Here is a 26,952-nt window from a genome sequence, read left to right as displayed (position 1 = left end):
CTTATGTAGGACTCTAACAATTGCAGAGGTCTTTATTCGGCCTTCGGAGCTTCCGCCGGCTTGACCGCTTCCTCGTAGGAGACCTGCTTGTCAGTGACATTGGCCTTTTGCAGGACAGTATCCACGACTTGTTCTTCCAGAACAACCGAGCGGACCTCGTCCAGCTGCTGGGCGTTCTTGTAGTACCAGGCCACCACCTGCTCCGGCTCCTGATAGGCGGACGCCATTTCCTCGATCAGCTCACGGACACGAGCCTCGTCCGGCTTGATCTCGAACTGCTTGACCACCTCGGCGACGATCAGCCCCAGAGCGACACGACGCTTGGCCTGCTCCTCGAAGAGCTCTGCCGGCAGCTGCTGCGGATCGATGCTGCCACCGAACTGCTGGACGGCCTGCACACGCAGACGGTTCACTTCGTTGCCGATCAGCGCCTTCGGCACCTCGACCGGATTGACGGCCAGCAGCCCCTCCATCACCTGGTTCTTGACCTTGGACTTGATGGCCTGACGCAGTTCGCGCTCCATGTTCTTGCGCACCTCGGCACGGAAGCCGTCGACGCCACCTTCCTTGACGCCGAACAGGGCGAAGAACTCCTCGTTCAGCTCAGGCAGCTTCGGCTCGGCGACCGCGTTGACGGTCACGGAGAACTCGGCGGCCTTGCCAGCCAGGTCGAGGTTCTGGTAGTCCTCGGGGAAGGTCACGTTCAGCACGCGCTCTTCACCGGCCTTGGCGCCGACCAGGCCATCCTCGAAGCCCGGAATCATGCGACCGGAGCCCAGCACCAGCAGGGTGCCCTTGGCGCTGCCGCCGGCGAACACTTCGCCGTCGACCTTGCCGACGAAATCGATGTTCAGCTGGTCGCCATTCTGCGCTTCGCGCTCGACCGCCTCGAAGCGGGTGTTCTGCTTGCGCAGGATCTCGAGCATGTTGTCGACATCGGCATCGCCCACTTCCGCCTGCAGACGCTCGACGGCGATGGACTCGAAGCCGGCGGCCTGGAACTCGGGGAACACTTCGAAGGTGGCGACGTACTCCAGCGCCTGGCCTTTTTCGAAGACCTTGGGCTCGACGGACGGCGCACCTGCCGGATTCAGCTTCTCCTGCACCACGGCCTCATAGAAGGTGGCCTGGATCAGGTCGCCCAGCGCTTCCTGGCGGGCGGAGTCCTCGTAGCGCTGGCGGATGATGCTCATCGGCACCTTGCCGGGACGGAAGCCAGGAATCTTGGCGCGACGGGCGGTCTGCTGCAGACGCTTGTTGACTTCGGTCTCGATGCGCTCGGCAGGCACACCAACGGTCATGCGACGCTCGAGAGCGGAGGTGGCTTCAACAGAAACTTGCATGGATAATCCTCGTTGCACAGACAAAGCCGGCCCTACCGGCCCCATAAATAGGGCATGCATTCTATTAGGTGATTTCGCAGAAGTCACCCGGTGGCCGACAGAAAAGGCACAGGGCAAAAGCGTCAGGTGGAGGAATGCCGACCGCGCTGCAGAAGGACTGCCAGCCACGGAACGGAACCATCGAAAGAGCAGACATCCTGACGAGAGATGGTGCGGACGGCGAGACTCGAACTCGCACACCTTGCGGCACTGGAACCTAAATCCAGCGTGTCTACCAATTTCACCACGTCCGCGCGACGGGAGCAGAAACGAAAACGCCAGGCTAGGCCTGGCGATTCGGAATATGGGGTGGACGATGGGAATCGAACCCACGACACCAGGAGCCACAATCCTGTGCTCTACCAACTGAGCTACGCCCACCATATTGCATCACTTACATCAAGCACCGACTGGCGCGCCCGGCAGGACTCGAACCTGCGACCATCCGCTTAGAAGGCGGATGCTCTATCCAGCTGAGCTACGGGCGCGTTTGTGGCGGCAACCCTCTAGCCGGATCCGAAGAAAATCCTGCGATTCTCCTCGAGGTGTCTCACCACCGGACCAGCCACCAGCTTTGTTTTGCTGAGGGGCTGTGCTTGTTAAGCGAGGCACATGTTATAGAGACCGCCACCTGTCGTCAACGGTTTTTTTGAAAATTTTCAAACACATAGCTCCACCCGACGGGTTTGGCACACCAGCTGCCTTTGCCCGACCGCCGCCGCGTGCGAGAATACTCCACCTTCTTCACTGACTCTCACGGTTCTCCCAGCGTCATGACCGCACAACTGATCGACGGCAAAGCCATCGCCGCCCGCCTCCGCCAACAGATCGCCCAGCGCGTAGCCGAGCGCCGCCAGCAAGACCTGCGCATCCCGGGACTGGCCGTCATCCTGGTCGGCAGCGACCCGGCCTCCCAGGTGTACGTCGCCCACAAGCGCAAGGACTGCGAGGAAGTAGGCTTCATCTCCCGCGCCTATGATCTGGATGCCAGCACCTCGCAGGAGGACCTGCTGCAGCTGATCGACACGCTGAACGCAGACCCGGCGGTCGATGGCATCCTGGTCCAGCTGCCGCTGCCGCGCCATCTCGATGCGTCCCAGCTGCTCGAACGCATCCACCCGGACAAGGACGTCGACGGCTTCCATCCGTTCAACATCGGCCGCCTGGCCCAGCGCATGCCCGTGCTGCAGCCGTGCACGCCGAAAGGCATCATGACCCTGCTGAAGAGCACCGGCGTCGACCTGCACGGCCAGCACGCAGTGGTCGTCGGCGCCTCCAACATCGTCGGCCGTCCGATGGCTCTCGAGCTGCTGCTGGCCGGCTGCACCACTACCGTGACCCACCGTTTCACTCGCGACCTCGCCAGCCATGTGCGCCAGGCGGACATCGTGGTGGTCGCTGTCGGCAAGCCGGGCCTGGTCAAGGGCGAGTGGATCAAGGAAGGAGCCATCGTCATCGATGTCGGCATCAACCGCCTGGCCGATGGCCGCCTGGTCGGCGACGTCGACTTCGAGGCCGCCGCTGCCCGCGCCAGCTGGATCACCCCCGTGCCGGGCGGCGTGGGACCGATGACCCGCGCCTGCCTGCTGGAGAACACCCTCTACGCCGCGGAGCAACTGCACGACTGAGCCGCGCCGCGCGTGCGTGGCGCCGGGACGCATGCCTCGCGCCACACATCCCGGAAAAGAAAAAACCCGGCCAAGGCCGGGTTTTTTCATGAGCGGTCCGCAGGGATTACTGCTGGACCTGCGCTTCCACTTCCGCTTCCACGCGACGGTTGATGGCGCGACCGGCATCGGTGGCGTTGTCAGCCACCGGACGGGACTCGCCGTAACCCACGGAGCTCACGCGAGAGGAGGACACGCCATACTGGTTGACCAGCACCTCGCGCACGGCAGCGGCGCGACGCTCGGACAGCTTCTGGTTGTAGGCGTCGGTACCCACGGAGTCGGTGTGACCTTCCACGGTGGTGGAGGTCTGCGGGTACTGGTTCATGAAGTCGGCCAGGTTCTGGATGTCGGCATAGCTTTCCGGCTTGACCTTGGCCTTGTCGAAGTCGAACTTCACATCCAGCTCGACACGCACCACTTCCGGAACCGGTTCGGCGACCGGGGCCGGCTCTTCAGCCACCGGAGCGGCAGCGACCGGAGCCGGTGCCGGGGCGGAGCCGCCACCGAAGTTCATGCCGACGCCGACGCCGGCCATCCACTCGGAATTGCCCTGATCGATGTTGTGCATGCCGTCGACACCGGCCTTGGCGAACAGGTTCTCGGTGAAGTAGTACTTCACACCAGCGCCGAGGTTGGCGAAGGTGCTGGTGTCACGACCGCTGCGATCCGGCTGACCGATGCTCTGGTGGGCAGCACCGGCGGAAACGTAGGGGCGCAGACCCACACCCGGGGTACCGAAGTGGTAGGCCGCATCGAGAGAAGTCAGCTCGCCTTCGATGTTCTTGCTGCCGCTAACCGCGCCCACACCATCGTAGACGCCATGCGACAGGTTCAGGGAGACATCGTCGGTCAGGAAGTAACCGATACCGGCACCGTAGAGCGCACCCTCATCAAGGCCGGTCTGAGTATCGGGCTCGTAGTACTTGGCGAACGCGTCCACTTCTACCGCGCCCTGGCCCTGGGCCATTGCGCCAATGGAAGAAGCGGCAATCAGGGAGCCGATGACTACGCTCAAGGTGTTTTTCAGTTTCATCCGTTAAATCCCCAGCAGGAAAAATTATAGCTGCATGATTTCGACAGGCAGCCAAGCGAAAAGTTTAGCACGACATCAATCCAGTCGAAATTTCTCGCGACAATCACTCTGCGGCAGGATCGGCAAATTTCTCGCGCAGACGATCCAGCGCCCGCTTGTAGCGCATCTTGGTGGCACTCAGCCCCATGTGCATGATGTCGGCGATTTCCTGGAACTCCAGCTCGGCGACGAAGCGCAGCACCAGGATTTCCCGGTCGATCGGATTGACATGCACCAGCCAGCGGTCCAGCCCACCCCGCTCCTCGGCCTTCGGCGCACGCTCCTCGGAGGCCTCCTCCTGAGGATCGAGACTGAGCGCATCCAGCAGGCGGCGCTTGCGGCGCTCCTTGCGGTACTGGGTGATGCACTCGTTGTAGGTGATGCTGTACAGCCAGGTCTTGAACTTCGACTTGCCCTCGAAGTTCTTCAGGCCGTAGAGAACCTTCAGCATGACCTCCTGGCAGACATCGTCGGCATCCCGCTCGTTGCCCAGGTAGCGCGCACAGACATTGAACAGAGTGCGCTGGTAGCGGCGCATCAGCTCCTCGTAGGCACGGGTGACGTGGAACAGCTCGCCATGCGCCCGCTGCACCAGCTCCTCGTCGGTGAGCTGGTGCGGGTCGTAGCGCGGAGACAGGGAGTGGGGCTTGTTCAAGCGAGGCAGACCGGCCGCGATTCGGAAAAGGCAGCCTGCACGAGACAGATCTGCCGGGATGGTCGCCTAATTTAGCAGAAAAGGGCCGGCACCGCCGCGCCTCAGCGACTGACGACCCGCCGCGACAGCAGCAGCCGGTTGCACAGCGTGACCAGCTCGCCATCGCCGGTATGCAGGATGGTCTTGACCGTGCCGATCTCCTCGATCACGCCTTCGACGTCGCCGACGCGGATCCGCTGCCCCACCTCGTAGAGTTCGCGCAGGTAGATCCCGGCGATGATCTGTCCGACCACCTCGCGGCTGCCCAAGCCCAGGGCCAGGGCCAGGGCCAGGGCGACCGCCGACAGCACGATGGCGATGACCAGGTTGAGCAGATCGGTCTTCACCTCGAGCTGACCGATGGCCACCGAGATGCTGATGATGATCACCAACCCCTGGGCCAGACGCCCCAGGCTGCCGCCGTACTCGAGCCCCACGCCGTCGGCGGCGCCGCGCACCAGACGCCCGGCCAGCTGAGCCAGCAGCACGCCAGCCAGCAGCACCATGGCGGCGCCGAACACCTTGGGCAGGTAGAGGGCGAACAGGTCGAGGGTCGCCGAGACCCGCTGCAACCCCAGCGACTCGGCGGCCGAGACGAGGAACACCAGCAGCACGAACCAGTAGACCACCTTGCCGACCAGGGTCGACACCGCGGCCTGGATGCCGCCGCGGGCCAGCAGCTTGGTCAGCCCCGCGCCTGCCATCAGGCGGTCGAGACCGAGCTTGGCCAGCAGCTTGGAGAACAGGGTGTCGAGCAGCTTGGCAACGATGAAGCCGAGCAGCACCACCACCAGCGCGCCGAGCAGATTGGGGATGAAGCCCGCCAGCTTGCTCCACAGGGTGCTCATCGCACTCAGCAGACTCTGGGTCCAGATATCGAATTCCATGCGTCACTCAGCCTTATGCGCCGCACGCGCGGCAGGATGCAGTCGCCGGGTCGCCGGCACCTTGCGGACCGTGCCACTCTCGAGGCCGATCATCAGTGCCTCGAACCAGTGCCCCAGCAGCTTGAACAGGTCGCCCGCACCGACCTGGCGGTTGGCGGCCTTGAGCACGCGATCCAGCCGGGCGCTGTCGGCCGACTCGGCCGGAGCGCCACGCAGCAGGTCGCGCAGTGATTCTTCGAAGGGATCGTGCATACCGACCTCCACGGTGTCTCAGCACAAGACGTCACAGGCGTGAGCCGGGTCACATCAGAGCCAGCGCATGCGGCGAAACAGCCAGCCCTGGAACAGGGCGATGCCAGCCATCAGCAGGCAGACCAGCAGGAAGCCGTAGGGATGCTCGGCGCCGGGCACCCCGCCGACGTTGATGCCGAGCAGGCCAGTGACGAAGGTCATCGGCATGAAGAAGCCGGTGATGATGCCGAGCAGATACATGGTGCGGTTCATCCGCTCGGTCACCCGCCGATGCTCGGCCTCCTGCAGCAGGCTGACCCGTTCGCGCACCAGCTCGAGTTCCTCGAGGTGGCGGGTCAAGCGGTTGTGCAGCTCGTTCCAGTAGGCGGTATCGCTGTCCGCGAACCAGGACAGCGGGTTGCGCGCCAGCTGGGCATAGATCTCGCGCTGCGGCGCCAGGTAACGGCGCAGGCTGGCAGCCCGCCGCCGCAGGGCCAGCAGCAGATGACGGTCGGGCACCCCCTTCTCGTTCTGCTCGAGGGTTTCCTCGAGTTCGTCGAGCTGCTCGGCGATGCCCGCGACCAGCACATCCACCCCGTCGGTCAGCGCATGGGCGAGAAACAGCATGGCCTCCGAGGCCGTCTTCGGCCCGTCGCTGCGCTCGAAGGCGTCGCACAACGCGCCAGCCGCCTTGACCGGCCGCATGCGCAGGGAGATCACCTGGCGGGCATCGGCATAGATGCGCAGCGCCACCATGTCTTCCGGCGCAGCACCGGGATTGAGATTGACCCCGCGCAGGAACAGCAGCAGGCGCTCCCCCCCCAGCAGCACCAGGCGCGGGCGCGTCGCCTCTTCCAGCAGCAGGTCGCAGGCGAATTCGCCGAGGCCGCCGGACGCGCGCAGCCAGCGCTGCGCCGCAGGCACGCTGCGATCCCAGTGCAGCCAGAGGCTTTCCTGGGGGCGCAGATCGAGCACCGTCAGCTCGTTGCGACGGATCCGCTGCGCACCGCCCTCGCCGTCCAGCACGAAGCCGTAGACCAGCCCGCGCTCGTCGTCACCCTCGAAGGACTGCATCGTCTCTCCAGCGGCTGCAGCCGCCAGGCCGGGTCAGCCCGGGCTGGCGGAGCCCTGCCCGCTTATTCGGGCATCTTCAGCTCTTCGTGGGACACGATGATGCCGTTGTTGTCGGCGTAGATGTAGTGGCCCGGGGTGAAGGTGACGCCACCGAAGGTGACCTCGACGTTGAGGTCGCCGATGCCGCGCTTCTCGGTCTTCATCGGGTGGGCGGCCAGCGCCTGCACGCCGAGATCGGTCTGTGCGATCACGTCGACATCACGGATGCAGCCGTACACCACGATGCCTTCCCAGCCGTTCTTCGCCGCCTTCTCGGCCAGCATGTCGCCGAGCAGGGCGCGACGCAGCGAGCCGCCGCCGTCGACCACCAGCACCTTGCCGCGACCATCCTGCTCGACCTGCTCCTTGACCAGCGAGTTGTCCTCGAAGCACTTGATGGTGACGATCTGGCCACCGAAGGAATCACGGCCGCCGAAGTTGCTGAACATCGGTTCGACCACGTCGACGTAGGGGTAGGCATCGCACAGATCGGGGGTCACGTATTGCATGTCAGGTTCCTTGCGTTAGAGATCGACGCCACTGCGACTGCCATCATGGAGCGGCGGCAACCGCGGCAGCGGCGAACAGACAGCATTGATGGCACAAGCCCTGGCCAGCACAACCTCGCCTGCCCGGACACAGCACCATTCCTGCCGACGATCCTAGCCACAACGGCGCCAGCAGGGAACTAGGCAAACGTATGGGATTCCTCGCCCATCGTCTGCGGCAGCTGCCGGTGACGCAGCCAGTGCTCGAGCAGCGGCCAGATCTCGCGCGCGGCATGGCGCCCTGCCAGCAGCCCGGCATGCCCATAGTCCTCGGCGAAACCTTCGGCCCGCCCCAGGCGCAGGTAGGCGCGCCGCGAGGAGCCGAAGCACTCGAGCAACTGCCGGCAGGCCTGTGCCGGATCGGTGTGATCGCCCGCCCCGGCCAGCGCCAGCACCGGTACCTCCACTGCAGCCAGCGCTGCCACCCAGTCCTGGCGCCCGTCGGCGAAGCGACCGAACGGACCGTACCAGCGCAGGGCGTCGCAGGCGATGCCGGCCGGCTCGTCCTCGGGACCGAGGCCAAGCCAGCCACCGCCCACCTGTTCGCGGCGGCGCAGCCACAGGCGCGCCCCCCAGCTCAGCGGCGGCAGCTTGAGCGACCAGTGCAGGTGACGGATCTGGCAACCCAGCAACACCAGCGAGGCCACCCGCATCGCCGCCAGGTGCGCACCGGCCAGGGCGGCGGCGATGCTCAGGCCGCCCAGCGAGTGGCCCAGCCAGTGCGCCGGTTGCGCGCACTGCTCGTCGACGAAAGCGGCGATGGCCGGCAGATCGAAGCGCGCGTAATCCGCCACGCGGTTGCTCCGATACAGGCGATTGCGCGGCGACAGACCGTGGCCGCGCATTTCCGCCAGCCAGACGTCGAAGCCGGCCCGCGCCAGCCAGGCGCCCAGGCCATGGCCATGGGCCGTGTACCAGCAGCGTCGGTTGGCGAAGGCGCCATGCAGCAGCACCAGTGGCTCACCGCGCCGCGCGGCGGCCGCGTGACCGAGACGGGTCAGCGCCAGCGCGACAGAGCCGTCGGGGCTGTTGCCGGGCTTGAGGAGATAGACGTCTTCGGTGAGGTCGCCACGCAGCTCGGCGCTGACCAGGGCGACGGGAAAGAGTTTGCTGCTGCTCTGCATGCCATTCTTTTTCTGTACGCACGAAAAGGGCGGGATTGCCCCGCCCTTTTCCTACCGCTTCAGGACCTTGCTCAGGCCTGGCCTTCGGCGAGGAAGAACCAGGTATCGAGCACCGAGTCCGGGTTCAGCGACACGCTGTCGATGCCCTGCTCCATCAGCCACTTGGCCAGATCCGGGTGGTCGGACGGGCCCTGGCCGCAGATGCCGATGTACTTGTCGGCCTTGCGGCAGGCCTGGATGGCGCTGGACAGCAGTTTCTTCACTGCCGGATTCCGCTCGTCGAACAGGTGGGCGATGATGCCGGAGTCGCGGTCCAGGCCCAGGGTCAGCTGGGTCAGGTCGTTGGAGCCGATGGAGAAGCCGTCGAAGTGCTCAAGGAACTCCTCGGCCAGCAGCGCGTTGGACGGCAGCTCGCACATCATGATCACGCGCAGGCCGTTTTCGCCACGCTTGAGACCGTGGCTGGCGAGCAGGTCGATGACCTGCGAAGCCTCGCCGACGGTGCGCACGAACGGGATCATGATCTCGACGTTGGTCAGGCCCATCTCGTTGCGGACCTTCTTCATCGCCCGGCACTCGAGCTCGAAGCAGTCGCGGAAGCTCTCGCTGATGTAGCGCGAGGCGCCGCGGAAGCCGAGCATCGGGTTCTCTTCTTCCGGCTCGTAGAGCTTGCCGCCGATCAGGTTGGCGTACTCGTTGGACTTGAAGTCGGACATGCGCACGATGACCTTCTTCGGCCAGAAGGCCGCGGCCAGGGTGCTGATGCCCTCGACCAGCTTCTCGACGTAGAAGCCGACCGGATCGTCGTAGCCGGCGATGCGCTTCTCGACGCTGTCCTTGATCTCCGCCGGCAGGCTGGCGAAGTTGAGCAGCGCCTTGGGGTGCACGCCGATCATGCGGTTGATGATGAACTCCAGACGCGCCAGGCCGACACCGGCGTTGGGCAGCTGGGCGAAGTCGAAGGCGCGGTCCGGGTTGCCGACGTTCATCATGATCTTGAACGGCAGCTCGGGCATGGCGTCCACCGAGTTCTGGCGGATGTCGAAGCCCAGCGCGCCCTCGTAGATCAGGCCGGTGTCGCCTTCGGCGCAGGACACGGTCACTTCCTGGCCGTCCTTCAGCACGCTGGTGGCGTTGCCGCAGCCGACCACCGCCGGGATGCCCAGCTCGCGGGCGATGATCGCCGCGTGGCAGGTGCGTCCGCCGCGGTTGGTGACGATGGCGCTGGCGCGCTTCATGATCGGCTCCCAGTCCGGGTCGGTCATGTCGGAAACCAGCACGTCGCCCGGCTGCACCTTGTCCATCTCGGCGATGTCGTGGATCACCACCACCTTGCCGGAACCGATGCGCTGACCGATGGCGCGGCCTTCGACCAGCACCTTGCCCTTCTCCTTGAGCAGGTAGCGCTCCATCACGTTGTTGGCGCGGCTCTTCACGGTTTCCGGACGGGCCTGGACGATGTACAGCTTGCCGTCGTCGCCGTCCTTCGCCCACTCGATGTCCATCGGGCGGCCGTAGTGCTTCTCGATGATCAGCGCCTGCTTGGCCAGCTCGGTGACCTCGGCGTCGGTGAGGGCGAAGCGCGCGCGGTCGGCGCGGTCGACGTCGACCACCTTGACCGAACGGCCGGCCTTGGCTTCGTCGCCGTAGACCATCTTGATCGCCTTGCTGCCCAGGTTGCGGCGCAGGATGGCGGGACGGCCGGCCTCGAGGGTCGGCTTGTGCACGTAGAACTCGTCGGGGTTCACCGCGCCCTGCACCACGGTCTCGCCGAGGCCGTAGGCGCCGGTGATGAACACCACGTCGCGGAAGCCGGATTCGGTGTCGAGGGTGAACATCACCCCGGCGGTGCCGGTCTCCGAGCGCACCATGCGCTGCACGCCGGCGGACAGGGCGACCAGCTTGTGGTCGAAGCCCTGGTGCACGCGGTAGGCGATGGCGCGGTCGTTGAACAGGGAGGCGAACACTTCCTTGGCGGCGCGGATCACGTTGTCGACGCCGCGGATGTTGAGGAAGGTTTCCTGCTGGCCGGCGAAGGAGGCGTCCGGCAGGTCCTCGGCGGTGGCGGAGGAGCGCACGGCCACGGCCATGTTGTCGTTGCCGGCGGCCATCTCGGCGAAGGCCTTGCGGATGTCGGCATCCAGCTGGGCGGGGAACTCGGCGTCCATCACCCACTGGCGGATCTGCGCACCGGTCTTGGCCAGGGCGTTGACGTCGTCCACGTCCAGCGCGTCGAGCGCGGCATGGATGCGTTCGTTGAGGCCGCTCTGCTCGAGGAAGTCGCGGTAGGCCTGGGCCGTGGTGGCGAAACCGCCAGGTACGGAAACGCCCGCGCCGGCGAGGTTGCTGATCATCTCGCCCAGCGAGGCATTCTTGCCCCCTACGTGCTCTACATCGTGGACGCCGAGCTTATCGAGGGAAACTACGTACTCTACCAAGGTGACCTCTCCCCTATGTGGTGTATGCGCAAACCGCATTCTGGTCGGGCCCTGCTTGTGGCCGAGCCCCGGAAAATAAGTGACAATGCCGCCGTACGGCACACCGGGCGCTCCTGCGCGTCCGTGGATCCAGCCGGGACAACTCCCATCGCAAGGCCAGGCGCCCATGAAACGCACCGCTTTCTTCATCTCCGACGGCACCGGCATCACCGCCGAAACACTCGGCCAGAGTCTGCTGGCGCAGTTCGAGAACATCAACTTCCACAAACTGACCCGGCCGTACATCGATACCGTGGAAAAAGCCCGTGCGATGGTACAACAAATCAACGCCGCTGCCGAGGCGGACGGCGTGCGGCCGATCATCTTCGACACCATCGTCAACCGCGACATCCGCGAGGTGCTGTCGCACTGCAACGGCTTCATGGTCGACATCTTCTCGACCTTCCTCTCGCCGCTGGAGCAGGAACTGGCCTCGCACTCCTCCTACTCGGTGGGCAAGTCGCACTCGATCGCGCACAACCCCAACTACATGGAGCGCATCGACTCGGTGCACTTCGCCCTCGACAACGACGACGGCGCCCGCACCCACTACTACGGCAAGGCCGACCTGATCCTGGTCGGCGTGTCGCGCTGCGGCAAGACCCCCACCTGCCTGTACATGGCCCTGCAGTACGGCATCCGCGCCGCCAACTACCCGCTGACCGAGGACGACATGGAGCGCCTGCAGCTGCCTGCCGCCCTCAAGGAGCACAAGGGCAAGCTGTTCGGCCTGACCATCGATCCCGACCGCCTGGCGGCGATCCGCAACGAGCGCAAGCCCAACAGCCGCTACGCCAGCTACGCCCAGTGCGAGTTCGAGGTCCGCGAGGTGGAGAGCCTGTTCCGCCGCGAGAACATCCCGTTCATCAATTCCACGCACTTCTCGGTGGAGGAAATCGCCGCCAAGATCCTGGTGGAAAAGGGCGTCGAACGCCGCCTCAAGTAACTCCGGCAGGTTCGACGGCACCGAAGGAAAAGGCCCGAAACCCGGGCCTTTTCCTTTTTTGCAGCGCAGGTGCGTCGCTTAGAAGACGTCGCCCGGCACGCGGACGAAGCCTTCCATCAGCACGCGGGCGCTGCGGCTCATCACCGCCTTGGTGGCGGTCCACTCGCCGCCCACGATCTCGGCCGCCGCGCCGACGCGCAGGGTGCCGGACGGATGGCCGAAGGTGACCGCGTCGCGCTGGCCGCCACCGGCCGCCAGGTTGACCAGGGTGCCCGGCACCGCCGCGGCGGTGGCGATGGCGACCGAGGCGGTGCCCATCATGGCGTGGTGCAGCTTGCCCATCGACAGCGCGCGCACGCAGCAGTCGATCTCGCCGGCGGCCACGGTCTTGCCGCTGGAGGCGACGTAGTCGGTGGCCGGCGCGACGAAGGCGATCTTCGGCGTGTGCTGGCGGGCAGCCGCTTCGGCGATGTCGGCGATCAGGCCCATCTTCAGCGCGCCGTAGGCACGCATGGTCTCGAAGCGGGCCAGCGCCTCGGCGTCGGCGTTGATGTCCTTCTGCAGCTCGGTGCCGGTGTAGCCGATGTCGGCGGCGTTGACGAAGATGGTCGGGATGCCGGAGTTGATCATGGTGGCCTTGAAGGTGCCGACGCCCGGCACTTCCAGGTCGTCCACCACGTTGCCGGTGGGGAACATCGAACCTTCGCCGTCGGCCGGATCCATGAACTCGATGACCACCTCGGCGGCCGGGAAGGTCACGCCGTCCAGTTCGAAGTCGCCGGTTTCCTGCACCTGGCCGTCGGTGATCGGCACGTGGGCAATGATGGTCTTGCCGATGTTCTTCTGCCAGATGCGCACGGTGCAGATGCCGTTCTGCGGGATACGCGCAGCATCGACCAGACCGCCGGCGATGGCGAAGGCGCCGACCGCCGCGGTCAGGTTGCCGCAGTTGCCGGACCAGTCGACGAACGCCTTGTTGATCGCCACCTGACCGAACAGGTAGTCGACGTCATGCTCCGGCTGCTCGCTCCTGGCGACGATCACGGTCTTGGAGGTGCTGGAGGTCGCGCCACCCATGCCGTCGATCTGCTGGCCGTACGGATCGGGGCTGCCGATCACCCGCAGCAGCAGCTTGTCGCGGGCCTCGCCCGGCACCTGACAGGCCTGCGGCAGGTCCTGCAGACGGAAGAACACACCCTTGCTGGTGCCACCACGGATATAGGTGGCAGGAACGCGAATCTGGGGTACATGCGCCATGGGAATCTCGTCCTCATGAGACCGCGCCGCCGGACGGCGGCGCGGGGATGGAAGTGCGCGGACTGCCGGCCCGGCCGCCGTGCGCGGACCGGACCGGCAGAAGCGATCAGGCCTGGCCGAGGAAGTCCTTGGCGAAACGCTGCAGCACGCCGCCGGCCTGGTACACGCTGACTTCGGCGGCGGTGTCGAGGCGGCAGGTCACCGGCACGCGGGTCGCTTCACCGTTCTTGTGGTGAATGACCAGGGTCAGGTCGCAGCGCGGCGACAGCTCGCCCTCGATGTCGTAGGTCTCGGTGCCGTCGAGGCCGAGGGTCAGGCGGGTGGTGCCCGGCTTGAACTCGACCGGCAACACGCCCATGCCGACCAGGTTGGTACGGTGGATGCGCTCGAAGCCTTCGGCGACGATCACTTCCACGCCGGCCAGGCGCACGCCCTTGGCCGCCCAGTCGCGCGAGGAACCCTGACCGTAGTCGGCACCGGCGACGATGATCAGGTTCTGCTTGCGGTTCATGTAGGTTTCGATGGCTTCCCACATGCGCATGACCTGGCCTTCCGGCTCGACGCGGGCCAGCGAGCCCTTCTTCACCTGGCCGTCGACCACGCACATCTCGTTGACCAGCTGCGGGTTGGCGAAGGTGGCGCGCTGGGCGGTCAGGTGGTCGCCGCGGTGGGTGGCGTAGGAGTTGAAGTCCTCCTCCGGCAGGCCCATCTTGGCCAGGTACTCGCCGGCCGCCGAGCTGGCCAGAATGGCGTTGGACGGCGACAGGTGGTCGGTGGTGATGTTGTCCGGCAGGATCGCCAGCGGACGCATGCCCTTGAGGGTACGCTCGCCGGCCAGCGCACCTTCCCAGTACGGCGGACGGCGGATGTAGGTGGACATCGGGCGCCAGTCGTACAGCGGGCTCTTGGCTTCCTCGATGCTGCCCAGGTCGAACATCGGGATGTAGACCTGCTTGAACTGCTCCGGCTTCACCGAGGCGGCGACGATGGCGTCGATCTCCTCGTCGGACGGCCACAGGTCCTTCAGGGTGATCGGGTTGCCGTTCGCATCAAAGCCCAGCGCGTCCTTCTCGATGTCGAAGCGCACGGTACCGGCGAGGGCGTAGGCGACCACCAGCGGCGGCGAGGCCAGGAAGGCCTGCTTGGCGTACGGGTGGATACGGCCGTCGAAGTTGCGGTTGCCGCTCAATACGGCGGTGGCGTACAGGTCGCGGTCGATGATTTCCTGCTGGATCTGCGGATCCAGGGCGCCGGACATGCCGTTGCAGGTGGTGCAGGCATAGCCGACGATGCCGAAGCCGAGCTTCTCCAGCTCCGGCAGCAGGCCGGCCTCTTCCAGGTACAGCCTGGCGACCTTGGAGCCCGGGGCGAAGGAAGTCTTGACCCACGGCTTGCGCACCAGACCCAGCTCGTTGGCCTTCTTGGCCAGCAGGCCGGCGGCGACCACGTTGCGCGGGTTGGAGGTGTTGGTGCAGCTGGTGATGGCGGCGATGATCACCGCGCCGTCCGGCAGCAGGCCCTCGGCCTCTTCGGCGCGGGCGGCGGCCAGCTTGGCCTCGTCGGCGATGCCGCGCTCGTGCAGGGCCGAGGTCGGCAGGCGACGGTGCGGGTTGGACGGGCCAGCCATGTTGCGTACCACGCTGGACAGGTCGAACTCGAGCACGCGCTCGTATTCGGCGCCGGTCAGCGCGGAGGCCCACAGGCCGGTCTCCTTGGCGTACTGCTCGACCAGGGCGACCTGCTCCGGCTCACGACCGGTCAGCTTGAGGTAGTCGATGGTCTGCTGGTCGATGTAGAACATCGCCGCGGTGGCGCCGTACTCCGGGCACATGTTGGAGATGGTGGCGCGGTCGCCGATCGACAGGCTGTCGGCGCCCTCGCCGAAGAACTCGACGTAGGCACCCACCACGCGCTCCTTGCGCAGGAACTCGGTCAGCGCCAGGACGATGTCGGTGCAGGTGATGCCGGGCTGGTGCTTGCCGGTCAGCTTGACGCCGACGATGTCGGGCAGGCGCATCATCGACGGATGGCCGAGCATCACGGTCTCGGCTTCCAGGCCGCCGACGCCGATGGCGATCACGCCGAGGGCGTCGACGTGCGGGGTGTGCGAGTCGGTACCGACGCAGGTATCCGGGAAGGCCACGCCTTCGCGGGCCTGGATCACCGGCGACATCTTCTCCAGGTTGATCTGGTGCATGATGCCGTTGCCGGCCGGGATCACGTCGACGTTCTTGAATGCGGTCTTGGTCCACTCGATGAAGTGGAAACGGTCTTCGTTGCGGCGGTCTTCGATGGCGCGGTTCTTGGCGAAGGCGTCCGGATCGAAGCCCGGGGCTTCCACGGCCAGCGAGTGGTCGACGATCAGTTGGGTCGGCACCACCGGATTGACCTTGGAGGGGTCGCCGCCCTGTTCGGCAATCGCATCGCGCAGACCGGCCAGGTCGACCAGCGCGGTCTGACCGAGGATGTCGTGGCAGACCACGCGGGCCGGGTACCACGGGAAGTCCAGGTCACGCTTGCGCTCGATGATCTGCTTCAGCGAGTCGGTCAGCATGGCCGGCTCGCAGCGGCGCACCAGTTGCTCGGCCAGCACACGCGAGGTGTACGGCAGCTTGTCGTAGGCACCCGGCTGGATGGCTTCGACGGCCGCACGGGTGTCGAAATAGTCCAGGCTGGTGCCGGCCAGTTGCTTGCGATATTCAGTATTCATTGGGCGGAGACTCAATCGGTTAACGATCGTTTGTGGAACCGGCAGGGGAGCCCCTCGTAGGGACTCCCCCGTTCCAGATCAGCGCTGCGCCAGCGGCGGCACGGCGCGCGGCTCGACGCCGATGTACTCGGCGCTCGGACGGATGATGCGGTTGTTGGAACGCTGCTCGAACACGTGGGACGCCCAGCCGGTGACCCGCGAGCAGACGAAGATCGGGGTGAACAGCTTGGTCGGGATGCCCATGAAGTTGTAGGCAGACGCATGGTAGAAGTCGGCGTTGGGGAACAGCTTCTTCTGCTCCCACATGACCTTGTCGATGGCTTCGGAAACCGGGAACAGCACGGTGTCACCGACTTCCTCGGCGAGCAGCTTGGACCAGCCCTTGATCACCTCGTTACGCGGATCGGAGACGCTGTAGATGGCGTGACCGAAGCCCATGATCTTGTCCTTGCGCGCCAGCATGGCCAGGGTGCCTTCGGTGGCCTCTTCCGGAGTGGCGAACTTCTCGATCATCTCCATCGCCGCCTCGTTGGCGCCGCCGTGCAGCGGGCCGCGCAGCGAGCCGATGGCGCCGGTGATGCAGGAGAACAGGTCGGACAGGGTCGAGGCGCAGACGCGGGCGGTAAAGGTCGAGGCGTTGAACTCGTGCTCGGCGTAGAGGATCAGCGACACGTTCATCACCTTGCGGTGCAGCTCGCTCGGAGCCTTGCCGTGCAGCAGGGTCAGGAAGTGGCTGCCCAGATCCGGCGCGTCGCTGGTGCAGTCGATGCGCACGCCTTCGTGGCTGAAGCGGTACCAGTAGCACATGATCGCCGGGAAGGCGGCCATCAGGCGGTTGGCCTTCTCCAGCTGCTGCGCGAAGCTCTCTTCCGGCTCCAGGTTGCCGAGCATCGAGCAGCCGGTGCGCATGACGTCCATCGGGTGGGCGCTGGCCGGAATGCGCTCGAGCACTTCCTTGAGGGCCTGGGGCAGATCGCGCTGGGTCTGCAACTGGGTCAGGTAGGCGTCCAGCTGGGCCTGGGTGGGCAGTTCGCCGTAGAACAGCAGGTGGGCGACTTCCTCGAACAGGCAGTCCTTGGCCAGCTCGCGCACGTCATAGCCGCGGTAGGTCAGGCCGGCACCTTCCTTGCCGACGGTGGACAGGGCAGTCTGTCCGGCGATCTGACCACGCAGACCAGCGCCACTCAGTACTTTTGCTTCAGCCATTGCGTTGTTCCTCTTTTCGAATTTTTAGACGGATACAGCAACCAACAACAGGAGTCTCAATCGGGAGACTCGAATCCTTCCATGCTGCTTTAGTTAGCATTCCCGCGGTTGGATCTTTTCCTGCTTCTTCTGGGCGAACAGCTCGTCGAGCTTGTCCTCGTAGGCGTGGTAGCCGAGGTATTTGTACAGATCGGCACGGGTCTGCATGATCTCGACCACGTTCTTCTGGGTGCCCTGCTCGCGGATCGCCTGGTAGACCTTCAGCGCCGCGGCGTTCATCGCCCGGTAGGCGCCGCAGCAGTACAGCACCATGTCCACGTCGACCGAGGCCAGCTCGTCGCAGGTGAACAGCGGGGTGTGGCCGAACTCGGTGATGTTGGCGAGGATCGGCACGTTCACCGCGGCGCGGAACTGCTTGTACATCGGCAGCTCGGTCATCGCCTCGGGGAAGATCATGTCGGCGCCGGCCTCGACGTAGGCGCAGGCGCGGTCGATGGCGGCCTGCAGGCCCTCGCCGGCCAGCGCGTCGGTACGCGCCATGATCACGAAGCTGTCGTCCTGACGGGCGTCGACGGCGGCCTTGATGCGGTCGACCATCTCCTCGGTGCTCACCACTTCCTTGCCCGGACGATGGCCGCAGCGCTTGGTGCCGACCTGGTCCTCGATGTGCACGGCGGCCACGCCGACCTTCTCGAACGAGCGGATGGTGCGGGCGATGTTGAAGGCGCCGCCCCAGCCGGTGTCGATGTCGACCAGCACCGGCAGGGTGGTGGCATCGGTCAGGCGGCGGGCGTCGGTCAGCACGTCTTCCATGGTGCTGATGCCGAGATCGGGAATGCCCAGCGAGTTGGCGGCCACACCGCCCCCGGAGATGTACAGCGCCTTGAAGCCGGTGGCCTCGGCCATGCGCCCGGCGTAGGCGGTGATGGCACCGACGATCTGCAGCGGGTTCTCGCTGGCGACGGCGTCGCGGAACTTCTGGCCGGGAGTCTTCTTGGTCATGACTTACCTCGTTGCTTGGCGTTCTTGGGGGAAGCGTCCTGGAAGTGACGCTCGACGTTGCGCTTGGATGCCGCGATGTGCCGGCGCATCAGCAGCTCGGCCAGCTCGCCGTCACGCTCGGCGATGGCGTCGAGAATGCGATGGTGCTCGGCGAAGGCCTGGCGCGGCCGGTTCGGCATGGTGGAGAACTGGATGCGGTACATGCGCACCAGCTGGTACAGCTCGTTGCACAGCAGATTGGCCAGGGTGCGGTTGCCGCTGCCCTGGATGATCCGGTAGTGGAAGTCGAAATCGCCTTCCTGCTGGTAGTAGCCGCGGCCCGCCTGGAACGCCTCGTCGCGCTCGTGGGTGTCGAGCACCCGGCGCAGCTCGTCGATCTCCGCCTCGCTCATGCGCTCGGCGGCCAGGCGGCAGGCCATGCCCTCCAGCGACTCGCGGATCTCATACAGCTCGAGCAGCTCGGCCGGGCTCAGCGACACCACCCGCGCACCGGCATGCGGCACGCGCACCAGCAGGCGCTGGCCTTCCAGGCGGCGGATCGCTTCGCGCAGCGGTCCGCGACTGATGCCGTAGGCGCGCGCCAGCTCCGGCTCGGAAATCTTGCTGCCCGGGGCGATCTCGCCGCGCACGATGGCCGACTGGATGCAGCGGAACACGTGGTCGGAGAGAGTTCCGGACTCCTCGTCCGCCAGCAGACTTTCGGCAAGGGCTTCGCTCATGATTGTCGACATATCAACGATTCGGATGACCAAAAACTAGGGCAAACCCCATTTCATGTCAAACCCACTTAGACGATTGTCGACAATTGGGTGATGAGCGCCCATCCCGTCACGATTCTTGCGTGCCCCTGTCACAGGCCGTGCCAGAGTGGGCAGCCAGCCGGTACCGGCTGTCGCCCACCCCAGACCCGCGTGCTAGAATGCAGCCCGCCCGCGCGGCAGCCGGCCGAGCATCGCCGCCCGCTGCCGCCCCGCCCTTCGGCCCCATCACGCGCCATCGCACAGGACCTATGAGACTCAAGCCCCTCGTCTTGCTACTCAGCCTGCTGATGCCCTGCAGCCTTAGCCTGGCTGCCGAAAAGACCGTCTACGGTCTCAACGAATATGCCCAGCTGCCGGAACTCGGCAGCGTTCTGGCTGCCAAACTCGACACCGGCGCCAAGACCGCCTCGCTCAGCGCGCGCAACATCAAGCGTTTCAAACGCAACGGCGAGGCTTGGGTACGCTTCAACCTCGGCACCGACGAGGACAGCGCGGCGCCGCTCGAGAAACCCCTGGCCCGCATCAGCAAGATCAAGCGCCGCGCCGGCGACTTCGATCCCGACGAGGGCAAGACCTACACGGCAAGGCCTGTGATCGAACTGGATGTCTGCATGGGCAACACGCTACGCACCATCGAAGTGAACCTGACCGACCGCAGCGCCTTCCAATACCCGCTACTGATCGGCTCCGAGGCGCTCAAGCGCTTCGGCGCCCTGGTAGACCCCAGCCTCAAGTACGCAGCCGGCAAGCCCGCCTGTTCCAACGTTGCACACTCGAACGAGTAAACTCGATGCGCTCTCTCACACTGCACCTGAAAGTCCTCATCGCCATATTGGTGAGCCTGGGCGTGGCGATCACCGCCTACCAGATTTTCGTTCTCGGCATCCCGGTGACCGAGGCGGAAACCGACAATGTCTGGAACATCGACGCCAAGGTGGAATTCCAGGCCAACCCGCGCAACCCGGTCAAGGTGCAGATGTTCGTGCCGCCGCTGGGCCAGGACTTCGTCAGCCTCAACGAGAGCTTCATCTCCAACAACTACGGCGTCAGCGTCAACAACGTCGACGGCAACCGCCGGGTGACCTGGTCGGCACGCCGCGCCAGCGGCCCGCAGACCCTGTACTACCGCATGGTGCTGACCCAGCGCTACAGCACGGAAAAGCCCAAGGAAACCGGGCCGATCTACCGCGAAAGCCTGCCGATCGCCGGCCCCGAGCAGATCGCTGCCGAAGCCCTGCTGGCACCCATCCGCCAGCACTCGGCCGACGTCGAGACCTTCGTCACCGAGACCATCAAGCGCGTCAACAACCTGAATGACGACAACGTCAAGCTGCTGCTGGCCGGCGACACCTCCATCGAGAAGCGCGCCCGCGTGATCGACCTGCTGCTGTCCATCGCCCACGTGCCGCTGGAGCAGGTCCGCACCATCCGCCTGATCGAGAACCAGGCGCAGACCCCGGAGCTGTGGCTGCGCAGCTTCAACGGCGAGAACTGGCTGTACTTCAACCCGGCCAATGGCCAGCAGGGCCTGCCGCGCGACCGCCTGATCTGGTGGCTGGGCGATGCCCCGCTGCTCAGCATCGACGGCGGCAAGCAGGCGCAGGTCAGCTTCACCCTCAACACCAGCGAGCTGAACGCCATCCGCCTGGCCAAGCAGTCCGACGAGTCGGCCGACGCCGGCTTCCTCGAGTACTCGCTGTACGGCCTGCCGCTGCAGACCCAGCAGACCTACCAGATCATGATCATGATCCCGATCGGCGTGCTGGTGATCCTGATCCTGCGCAACCTCGGCGGCCTGCAGACGCTCGGCACCTTCACCCCGGTACTGATCGCCCTGGCCTTCCGCGAGACCCAGCTGGGCTTCGGCATCGTGCTGTTCACCATCATCACCGCGCTGGGCCTGTCGCTGCGCTCCTACCTCGAGCACCTCAAGCTGCAGATGCTGCCGCGCCTGTCGGTGGTGCTGACCTTCGTGGTGGTGCTGATCGCGGTGATCAGCCTGTTCAGCCACAAGCTCGGCCTCGAGCGCGGCCTGTCGGTGGCGCTGTTCCCGATGGTGATCCTGACCATGACCATCGAACGCCTGTCGATCACCTGGGAAGAGCGCGGCGGCAGCCATGCCTTCAAGGTCGCCGTCGGCACCCTGATCGCCGCCACCCTGGCGCACCTGCTGATGAGCATCCCGGAGCTGACCTACTTCGTGTTCACCTTCCCGGCGGTGCTGCTGATCCTGGTGGGCTTCATGCTGGCGATGGGTCGCTACCGCGGCTACCGCCTGACCGAACTGTTCCGCTTCAAAGCCTTCCTCAAGGACTGATGCCATGTTCGGCCTGATCAAAACCTGGAAGGCCCTGAGTGCCAAGGGCATCATGGGCATCAACCGGCGCAACGCGGACTACGTGCTGAAGTACAACAAGCGCAGTCTGTACCCGGTGGTGGACGACAAGATCCTCACCAAGGAGCGCGCCATCGCCGCCGGCATCCACGTGCCGGAGATGTACGGCATCATCTCCACGGAGAAGGAGATCGAGAACCTCGACAAGATCATCGGCGAGCACAACGATTTCGTGATCAAGCCGGCGCAGGGCGCCGGCGGTGACGGCATCCTGGTGATCGCCGACCGCTTCGAGGGGCGCTTCAAGACCGTCTCCGGCAAGATCGTCAGCCGCGACGAGATCGAGCAGCAGCTGTCCAGCATCCTCTCCGGCCTGTACTCGCTGGGCGGCGGCCGCGACCGCGCGCTGATCGAGTACCGGGTGACCCCGGACCCGATCTTCAAGAGCATCAGCTACGAGGGCGTGCCGGACATCCGCATCATCGTGCTGATGGGCTACCCGGTGATGGCCATGCTGCGCCTGCCGACCCGCCAGTCCAACGGCAAGGCCAACCTGCACCAGGGCGCCATCGGCGTCGGTGTCGACCTGGCCAGCGGCCTCACCCTGCGCGGCACCTGGCTGAACAACCGGATCACCAAGCACCCGGACACCGCCAATGCGGTGGACGGCGTGCAGCTGCCCAACTGGGACGGCTTCATGAAGCTGGCCGCCGGCTGCTACGAGCTGTGTGGCCTCGGCTACATCGGCGTGGACATGGTGCTCGACGTCGACAAGGGCCCGCTGATCCTCGAGCTCAACGCCCGCCCCGGCCTGAACATCCAGATCGCCAACGACTGCGGCCTGACCCATCGCGCCCACGCCGTGGAAGCGCGTCTGGAGGAGCTCAAGGCCAAGGGCATCAAGGAAACCCCGGAACAGCGCGTGCGCTTCTCCCAGGAAGTGTTCGGCCACGTCAAGCCGGTCGAACTCTGACCTGCCAGGCGGGTAGCCTCCGGGCCACCCGCCTGCCATCCCCCGTTGCCGGGCGCCAGCCCCGGCACCGCCCTGCGACCCCTCCTGTGCAAACCGCACACGCCACAGCGGCCGGAGCTCCGGCAGGCCTGCCGACGGCAAAAGGCGCCTCACGGGCGCCTTTCCTTCTGCGGTGGCGGTCAGGCGATCAGTGCCTCGATCTGCTCCTGCGCCGCGGCGAAGGCCTTGTCGACACCGACCGCTCCCATGGACAGGCCTTCGGCATAGACGAACTCGACTTCGGTCATGCCGAGGAAGCCCAGCATCGTCTTCAGGTACGGCACCTGGGAATCGGCCGGGGTGTCGCGGTAGATGCCGCCGCGGGCCAGGGCGACGTAGACGCGCTTGCCCTTGAGCAGGCCTTCCGGGCCGTTCTCGGTGTAGCGGAAGGTCACCCCGGCGCGGGCGATGGCATCGAACCAGGCCTTCAGCTGCACCGGCACGCCGAAGTTGTACATCGGCACGCCGAGCACCACGACGTCGGCGGCCTGCACCTGGGCGATCAGCGCGTCGTCGAGGGCCACGCGGGCGGCCTGCGCGGCGTCACGCTGCTCGGCGGGCGTGAACAGCGCGCCCAGCGCGGCCTCGTCGAGGACGGGGTGCGGCTCGCTGGCCAGGTCGCGCAACTCGACCACGGCGGCCGGGTGCTGCGCCAGCAGGCGCGCGACAATCGCATCGGCCAGGCGGGTGGAGTTGGCGCCGGCGGAGCGGGCGCTGGCGTTGATCTGCAGGATTTTCATGGTCATTTCTCCTCGGGGGTTCAGTACATCGGCAATTCGTGGGGACGCAGGTCGAACAGCAGCACCTCGGCGTTCTCGCCGGCGCCGAAATCGATCGCGCGGACATCGCGCAGGCGGGCGCCATCGCCGGCCGCCAGGCGCCGGCCGTTGACGGTCAGCGCGCCGCGGGCGACCTGCACGTAGGCGTGGCGGCCGGCCGGCAGCTCGAAGCGCTGCGCCTCGGCGCCGTCGAACAGCCCGGCGTAGACGCGCGCGTCCTGGTGGATCGACAGCGAGCCCTGGGCACCGTCCGGCGAGATGATCAGGCGCAGCCGGCCGCGCTTCTCCGCGGCGGCGAAGTGGCGCTGCTGATAGCGCGGGGCGACGCCGCGCCGGCTGGGCACGATCCAGATCTGCAGGAAGTGCACCGGCTCCTCCCGCGAGGCGTTGAACTCGCTGTGCCGCACGCCGGTGCCGGCGCTCATCACCTGCACGTCGCCGGGACGGATCACCGAGCCGTTGCCCATCGAGTCCTTGTGCTCCAGCGCCCCGTCCAGCACATAGGAGAAGATCTCCATGTCGCGATGGGGATGGCTGCCGAAACCGCGTCCCGGCCGCACGCGGTCGTCGTTGATCACCAGCAGGTCGGAAAACCCCATGTGCTCCGGGTCGTAGTAGCTGCCGAAGGAAAAGCTGTGCTGGGAGTGCAACCAGCCGAAGTTGGCGAGGCCGCGCTCCGCGGCAGGTCTGATGTCCAGCATGTCGATCTCCTCTGTATCGGTTCGATACGCGCCGCGCCGAGCTTCGGGGCCTGGCGCTGCGTCATTGGCGATGGAGTCACTCTACCTGCGCACACTGATGCCAAATAGAGGACAATCAAGAACACTCTGTTGCCATTGGAATCAACAATGAACCGACTCGAGGCCATGAGCCTGTTCGCGCGGGTGGCCGAGCTGGGCAGCTTCACCGCGGCGGCCAGCCAGCTCGGCGTGGCGCGCTCGGTGGTCACCCGCCAGATCGCCGCGCTGGAAGAGCACCTGGGCGCCAAGCTGATGGTGCGCAGCACCCGGCGCCTGTCGCTGACCTCGGCGGGCAGCGCCTACCTGGAGAAATGCCGGACGATTCTCGCCCTGGTGGAGGAAGCCGAAGCCGGCGTGATGGAGGAGCGCCTGACGCCCAGCGGCCAGTTGCGCATCAGCCTGCCGCTGAGCTTCGGCCTGCGCCGGCTGGCGCCGCTGCTGCTGGAGTTCACCCGCAGCTACCCGGCGATCCGCCTGGCGATGGACTTCAGCGACCGCCAGCTGAACCTGATCGAGGAAGGCATCGACCTGTCGATCCGCATCACCGGCCAGCTCGCCCCGGGGGAGATCGTGCGCCGGCTCGGCAGCAGCCGCCTGCTCACCGTTGCCGCCCCGCAGTACCTGGCCGAACATGGCCGGCCGCAGCACCCCGGCGAGCTCGCCGGCCATGCCTGCCTGGGGTACTCGCCGCAGGCCAACAACCGGCCATGGACCTTCCAGGTGGAAGGCCGCCCGGAGTCCTTCTACCTCCCCTTCCGTCTGCAGGCCAACAACGGCGATGCCCTGGCCGCGGCCGCCGTGGAGGGACTGGGCATCAGCATGCAGCCGGACTTCATCGTCGCCGAGCCGCTCGCCGCGGGAAGGCTGGTCACCCTGCTGGACGACTACGCCCCGCCGCCGCTGGGCATCTACGCGGTGCTGCCGAGCAACCGCTACCTGCCCCACCGCGTGCGGGTGCTGATCGACTTCCTGTCCAGCCGGCTGGCGGATGCCCCGGCCGCGGCCGGCGGCTGAGCCGCCGACGCCCGGCCTGGGGTAGAATTGCGCCGGCCTGCGTTCTTCCGAGCCACACCATGCCCACCTGCGTCATCCATCCCCTGCCCTATCACGCCGACCCGCGCCCGCGTTTCGCCCGCGTGCACGCCGCACCCGGTGCCTGCCTGTTCGACGGCGGCCGGCCGACCAGCCAGCGCAGCCGCTTCGACCTGCTCAGCGCCTGGCCCGAACGGACCCTCGGCCCCGCCCGCGACGAGGACGGCCGTGCCTTCCTCGGCCGCTGCCGGGAGGCGCTGGCGCAGCTGGGCCGCGCCGAGGCACCGGCGGGCATCGACCTGCCGTTCACCGGCGGGCTGCTCGGCTATCTGGCCTACGACTTCGGCCGGCGCCTGGAGCGCCTGCCCGAACAGGCCGAGGACGACCTCGCCCTGCCCGATGCCGCCCTCGGCCTGTACGCCTGGGCGCTGGTCAGCGACCACGTGCGGCGGACCTCGCAGCTGGTGTTCCACCCGAGCCTCGCCGCCGAACGGCGCGCGGAGCTGATCGCCCTGTTCGAGGCCGATGCGGCCGGCCCGGCCGGCGACTTCCGCCTGCTGGCTCCGTTCGCCGCGGCCATCGATGCCGCGCAGTACCGCGCCGCCATCGGCAAGGTGCAGGACTACATCCGCGCCGGCGACTGCTACCAGGTCAACTTCACCCAGCGCTTCCAGGCGCCCTGCCAGGGCGACCCGTGGCTCGCCTATACCCGCCTGCGCGACGCCTGCCCGACCCCATTCGCCGGCTACCTGGCGCTGGACGACGGCGCCGTGGTCAGCCTGTCGCCGGAGCGCTTTCTCAGCGTGCACCAGGGACAGGTGGAAACCCGGCCGATCAAGGGCACCCGCCCGCGCGGACGCGACGAAGCGGAGGACCGGCTGCTGGCGGCGCAGCTGCAGGCCAGCACCAAGGACCGCGCCGAGAACCTGATGATCGTCGACCTGCTGCGCAACGACCTGGGGCGCAGCTGCCGAATCGGCTCGGTGAAGGTGCCCGAGCTGTTCGCCCTGGAGAGCTACCCCAACGTCCACCACCTGGTGAGCAGCGTGACCGGCGAGCTGGCCGCGGGCCTCGACGCCTTCGACCTGCTGGCCGGCGGCTTCCCCGGCGGCTCGATCACCGGCGCGCCGAAGATCCGCGCCATGCAGATCATCGACGAGCTGGAGCCGACCCGCCGCGCGATCTACTGCGGCTCGCTGCTGTACGTCGACTGCCGCGGCGAGATGGACAGCTCGATCTGCATCCGCACCCTGCTGGTCCGCGGCGGCCGCGCCAGCTGCTGGGGCGGCGGCGGCATCGTCCTCGACTCCGACTGGCAGGCCGAGTACGAGGAGTCGCAGACCAAGGTCCGCGTGCTGCTGGAAACCCTGCAGGCTACCCTGCCCGCCTGAACACGCCGCTCAGGCGCGCCAGCAGCCAGGGCCAGCGCAGCGTCAGCAGCAGCGCCGCCACCGCCGCATAGACCAGCCACTCGCCGAGGTCCGAGCGCACCACCCAGAGAAAATGCAGCAGGGCCAGCACGAGGGCCAGGTAGACCAGCCGGTGCAGGCGCTGCCAGCCAGCGCCGAGGCGGCGCATGCTGGTGCGGTTGGAGGTCAGCGCCAGCGGCAGGAGCAGCGCCCAGGCGGCGAAGCCGACCAGGATGTAGGGCCGCTCGGCCAGCTCCGTGCCCAGCGCGCCCGGGTCGAAACCGAGCAGGAACGCCAGCCAGGCGAGCAGGTGCAGGCAGGCATAGGCGAAGCACCACAGGCCGAGCTGGCGCCGCAGGCGCAGCCAGCCGGGCCAGCCGCTCAAGCGGCGCAGCGGCGACAGCGCCAGGGTCAGCAGCAGCAGGCACAGGGCGCCCTGCCCCAGTCGCTCCAGCAGCACCTTGCCCGGATCGGGACCGAGCAGCCCGCCCAGCGCCTGATACAGCCAGAACCCCGGCACCGCCAAGGCGGCGGCGAACACCGCAAGACGCACGGCCAGCAGCAT

Annotated in this window: 24 protein-coding genes and 3 tRNA genes; 7 read left to right on the top strand and 20 right to left on the bottom strand. The window is 66.5% G+C overall.

Going from position 1 to position 26,952, the window contains the following annotated elements; all coding sequences use genetic code 11:
* Positions 1-32 precede the first annotated feature (32 nt).
* From tig to RA210_RS10290, 4 genes are all read right to left on the bottom strand, one after another.
* The gene (tig, locus tag RA210_RS10305) at positions 33-1,343 is read right to left on the bottom strand and encodes a trigger factor (RefSeq protein ID WP_168772477.1); all 1,311 of its coding nucleotides are present in this window, start codon (positions 1,341-1,343) and stop codon (positions 33-35) included.
* Between the two features lie 208 nt (positions 1,344-1,551).
* A tRNA-Leu gene (locus RA210_RS10300) sits at positions 1,552-1,636 on the bottom strand.
* A 51-nt stretch (positions 1,637-1,687) separates the two neighbouring features.
* Positions 1,688-1,763, bottom strand: a tRNA-His gene (locus RA210_RS10295).
* Positions 1,764-1,793: 30 nt separating this feature from the next.
* Positions 1,794-1,870: transfer RNA gene (locus RA210_RS10290), tRNA-Arg, on the bottom strand.
* A 285-nt stretch (positions 1,871-2,155) separates the two neighbouring features.
* Between RA210_RS10290 and folD the strand changes: the two genes are divergently transcribed.
* Positions 2,156-3,010, top strand: a complete 855-nt coding sequence (gene folD / locus RA210_RS10285; RefSeq protein ID WP_201486375.1) for a bifunctional methylenetetrahydrofolate dehydrogenase/methenyltetrahydrofolate cyclohydrolase FolD — start codon at positions 2,156-2,158, stop codon at positions 3,008-3,010.
* Between the two features lie 106 nt (positions 3,011-3,116).
* On the opposite strand, the gene RA210_RS10280 is transcribed toward folD, so the two are convergent.
* The 8 genes from RA210_RS10280 to ppsA form a co-directional block, all read right to left on the bottom strand.
* Positions 3,117-4,085 (bottom strand): OmpA family protein, encoded by a 969-nt coding sequence (locus tag RA210_RS10280; RefSeq protein ID WP_136488944.1) that lies wholly within the window; start codon positions 4,083-4,085, stop codon positions 3,117-3,119.
* 103 nt (positions 4,086-4,188) lie between these two features.
* Entirely contained in the window at positions 4,189-4,779 is a 591-nt protein-coding gene (gene sigX / locus RA210_RS10275; RefSeq protein ID WP_136488945.1) for an RNA polymerase sigma factor SigX, read from the bottom strand.
* A gap of 101 nt (positions 4,780-4,880) precedes the next feature.
* Complete coding sequence (locus tag RA210_RS10270; RefSeq protein WP_136488946.1) at positions 4,881-5,705, bottom strand: mechanosensitive ion channel family protein; 825 nt, start codon at positions 5,703-5,705, stop codon at positions 4,881-4,883.
* Positions 5,706-5,708: 3 nt separating this feature from the next.
* Positions 5,709-5,957 carry a CrfX protein gene (locus RA210_RS10265; RefSeq protein WP_136488947.1) on the bottom strand — a complete coding sequence of 83 codons (249 nt, stop codon included), beginning with the start codon at positions 5,955-5,957 and terminating at the stop codon, positions 5,709-5,711.
* Positions 5,958-6,011: 54 nt separating this feature from the next.
* Positions 6,012-7,010, bottom strand: coding sequence for a zinc transporter ZntB (locus RA210_RS10260; RefSeq protein WP_136488948.1), 999 nt, complete (start codon positions 7,008-7,010; stop codon positions 6,012-6,014).
* A 62-nt stretch (positions 7,011-7,072) separates the two neighbouring features.
* A complete protein-coding gene (gene rraA / locus RA210_RS10255; RefSeq protein ID WP_136488949.1) occupies positions 7,073-7,558 on the bottom strand; it encodes a ribonuclease E activity regulator RraA in 486 nt (161 codons plus the stop codon).
* A 179-nt stretch (positions 7,559-7,737) separates the two neighbouring features.
* Positions 7,738-8,721 (bottom strand): alpha/beta fold hydrolase, encoded by a 984-nt coding sequence (locus RA210_RS10250; protein ID WP_201486374.1) that lies wholly within the window; start codon positions 8,719-8,721, stop codon positions 7,738-7,740.
* Positions 8,722-8,792: 71 nt separating this feature from the next.
* Positions 8,793-11,159, bottom strand: coding sequence for a phosphoenolpyruvate synthase (ppsA, locus tag RA210_RS10245; RefSeq protein ID WP_136488951.1), 2,367 nt, complete (start codon positions 11,157-11,159; stop codon positions 8,793-8,795).
* A gap of 166 nt (positions 11,160-11,325) precedes the next feature.
* Here ppsA and ppsR point away from each other — a divergent pair, with 166 nt between their 5' ends.
* Positions 11,326-12,144 carry a posphoenolpyruvate synthetase regulatory kinase/phosphorylase PpsR gene (gene ppsR, locus RA210_RS10240; protein ID WP_136488952.1) on the top strand — a complete coding sequence of 273 codons (819 nt, stop codon included), beginning with the start codon at positions 11,326-11,328 and terminating at the stop codon, positions 12,142-12,144.
* A 78-nt stretch (positions 12,145-12,222) separates the two neighbouring features.
* Here the strand turns inward: ppsR and prpF are convergent, their stop codons facing one another.
* From prpF to RA210_RS10215, 5 genes are all read right to left on the bottom strand, one after another.
* Positions 12,223-13,401, bottom strand: coding sequence for a 2-methylaconitate cis-trans isomerase PrpF (gene prpF, locus RA210_RS10235; RefSeq protein WP_201486373.1), 1,179 nt, complete (start codon positions 13,399-13,401; stop codon positions 12,223-12,225).
* A 106-nt stretch (positions 13,402-13,507) separates the two neighbouring features.
* Positions 13,508-16,111 (bottom strand): Fe/S-dependent 2-methylisocitrate dehydratase AcnD, encoded by a 2,604-nt coding sequence (acnD, locus tag RA210_RS10230; protein WP_201486372.1) that lies wholly within the window; start codon positions 16,109-16,111, stop codon positions 13,508-13,510.
* A 78-nt stretch (positions 16,112-16,189) separates the two neighbouring features.
* Positions 16,190-17,317 carry a bifunctional 2-methylcitrate synthase/citrate synthase gene (prpC, locus tag RA210_RS10225; protein ID WP_201486371.1) on the bottom strand — a complete coding sequence of 376 codons (1,128 nt, stop codon included), beginning with the start codon at positions 17,315-17,317 and terminating at the stop codon, positions 16,190-16,192.
* 93 nt (positions 17,318-17,410) lie between these two features.
* The gene (gene prpB, locus RA210_RS10220; RefSeq protein ID WP_136490087.1) at positions 17,411-18,319 is read right to left on the bottom strand and encodes a methylisocitrate lyase; all 909 of its coding nucleotides are present in this window, start codon (positions 18,317-18,319) and stop codon (positions 17,411-17,413) included.
* Complete coding sequence (locus RA210_RS10215) at positions 18,316-19,038, bottom strand: GntR family transcriptional regulator (protein ID WP_136490088.1); 723 nt, start codon at positions 19,036-19,038, stop codon at positions 18,316-18,318. Before RA210_RS10215 ends, prpB begins: the two co-directional genes overlap by 4 nt.
* Before the next feature lie 290 nt (positions 19,039-19,328).
* On the opposite strand from RA210_RS10215, the gene rloA reads away from it, so the two are divergent.
* Genes rloA through RA210_RS10200 form a run of 3 tightly spaced genes read left to right on the top strand, consistent with a single transcriptional unit; the run spans position 19,329 to position 22,388 of the window.
* Positions 19,329-19,865: a retropepsin-like aspartic peptidase RloA gene (gene rloA, locus RA210_RS10210; RefSeq protein ID WP_136490089.1), complete on the top strand. Its 537-nt coding sequence runs from the start codon at positions 19,329-19,331 to the stop codon at positions 19,863-19,865.
* Positions 19,866-19,870: 5 nt separating this feature from the next.
* Positions 19,871-21,397: an osmotic stress tolerance membrane protein RloB gene (rloB, locus tag RA210_RS10205; protein WP_201486370.1), complete on the top strand. Its 1,527-nt coding sequence runs from the start codon at positions 19,871-19,873 to the stop codon at positions 21,395-21,397.
* 4 nt (positions 21,398-21,401) lie between these two features.
* Positions 21,402-22,388, top strand: a complete 987-nt coding sequence (locus RA210_RS10200) for an alpha-L-glutamate ligase-like protein (protein WP_201486369.1) — start codon at positions 21,402-21,404, stop codon at positions 22,386-22,388.
* 179 nt (positions 22,389-22,567) lie between these two features.
* Here the strand turns inward: RA210_RS10200 and RA210_RS10195 are convergent, their stop codons facing one another.
* Both RA210_RS10195 and RA210_RS10190 read right to left on the bottom strand, forming a co-directional pair.
* Positions 22,568-23,167, bottom strand: coding sequence for an FMN-dependent NADH-azoreductase (locus RA210_RS10195; RefSeq protein ID WP_136490092.1), 600 nt, complete (start codon positions 23,165-23,167; stop codon positions 22,568-22,570).
* Positions 23,168-23,187: 20 nt separating this feature from the next.
* On the bottom strand, positions 23,188-23,907 hold the full coding sequence (locus RA210_RS10190) for a pirin family protein (RefSeq protein WP_201486368.1): 720 nt from the start codon (positions 23,905-23,907) through the stop codon (positions 23,188-23,190).
* Positions 23,908-24,054: 147 nt separating this feature from the next.
* On the opposite strand from RA210_RS10190, the gene RA210_RS10185 reads away from it, so the two are divergent.
* Positions 24,055-24,960: a LysR family transcriptional regulator gene (locus RA210_RS10185; RefSeq protein WP_136490094.1), complete on the top strand. Its 906-nt coding sequence runs from the start codon at positions 24,055-24,057 to the stop codon at positions 24,958-24,960.
* 59 nt (positions 24,961-25,019) lie between these two features.
* The gene (gene pabB, locus RA210_RS10180; RefSeq protein ID WP_201486367.1) at positions 25,020-26,369 is read left to right on the top strand and encodes an aminodeoxychorismate synthase component I; all 1,350 of its coding nucleotides are present in this window, start codon (positions 25,020-25,022) and stop codon (positions 26,367-26,369) included.
* Here pabB and msrQ read toward each other — a convergent pair.
* A complete protein-coding gene (gene msrQ / locus RA210_RS10175) occupies positions 26,353-26,952 on the bottom strand; it encodes a protein-methionine-sulfoxide reductase heme-binding subunit MsrQ (protein WP_201486366.1) in 600 nt (199 codons plus the stop codon). The two genes, pabB and msrQ, sit on opposite strands and share 17 nt — an antisense overlap.

Source organism: Pseudomonas sp. OF001, assembly GCF_904426495.1.
Lineage (GTDB): Bacteria > Pseudomonadota > Gammaproteobacteria > Pseudomonadales > Pseudomonadaceae > Geopseudomonas.
This window is presented reverse-complemented; position numbering and strand designations above follow the sequence as displayed.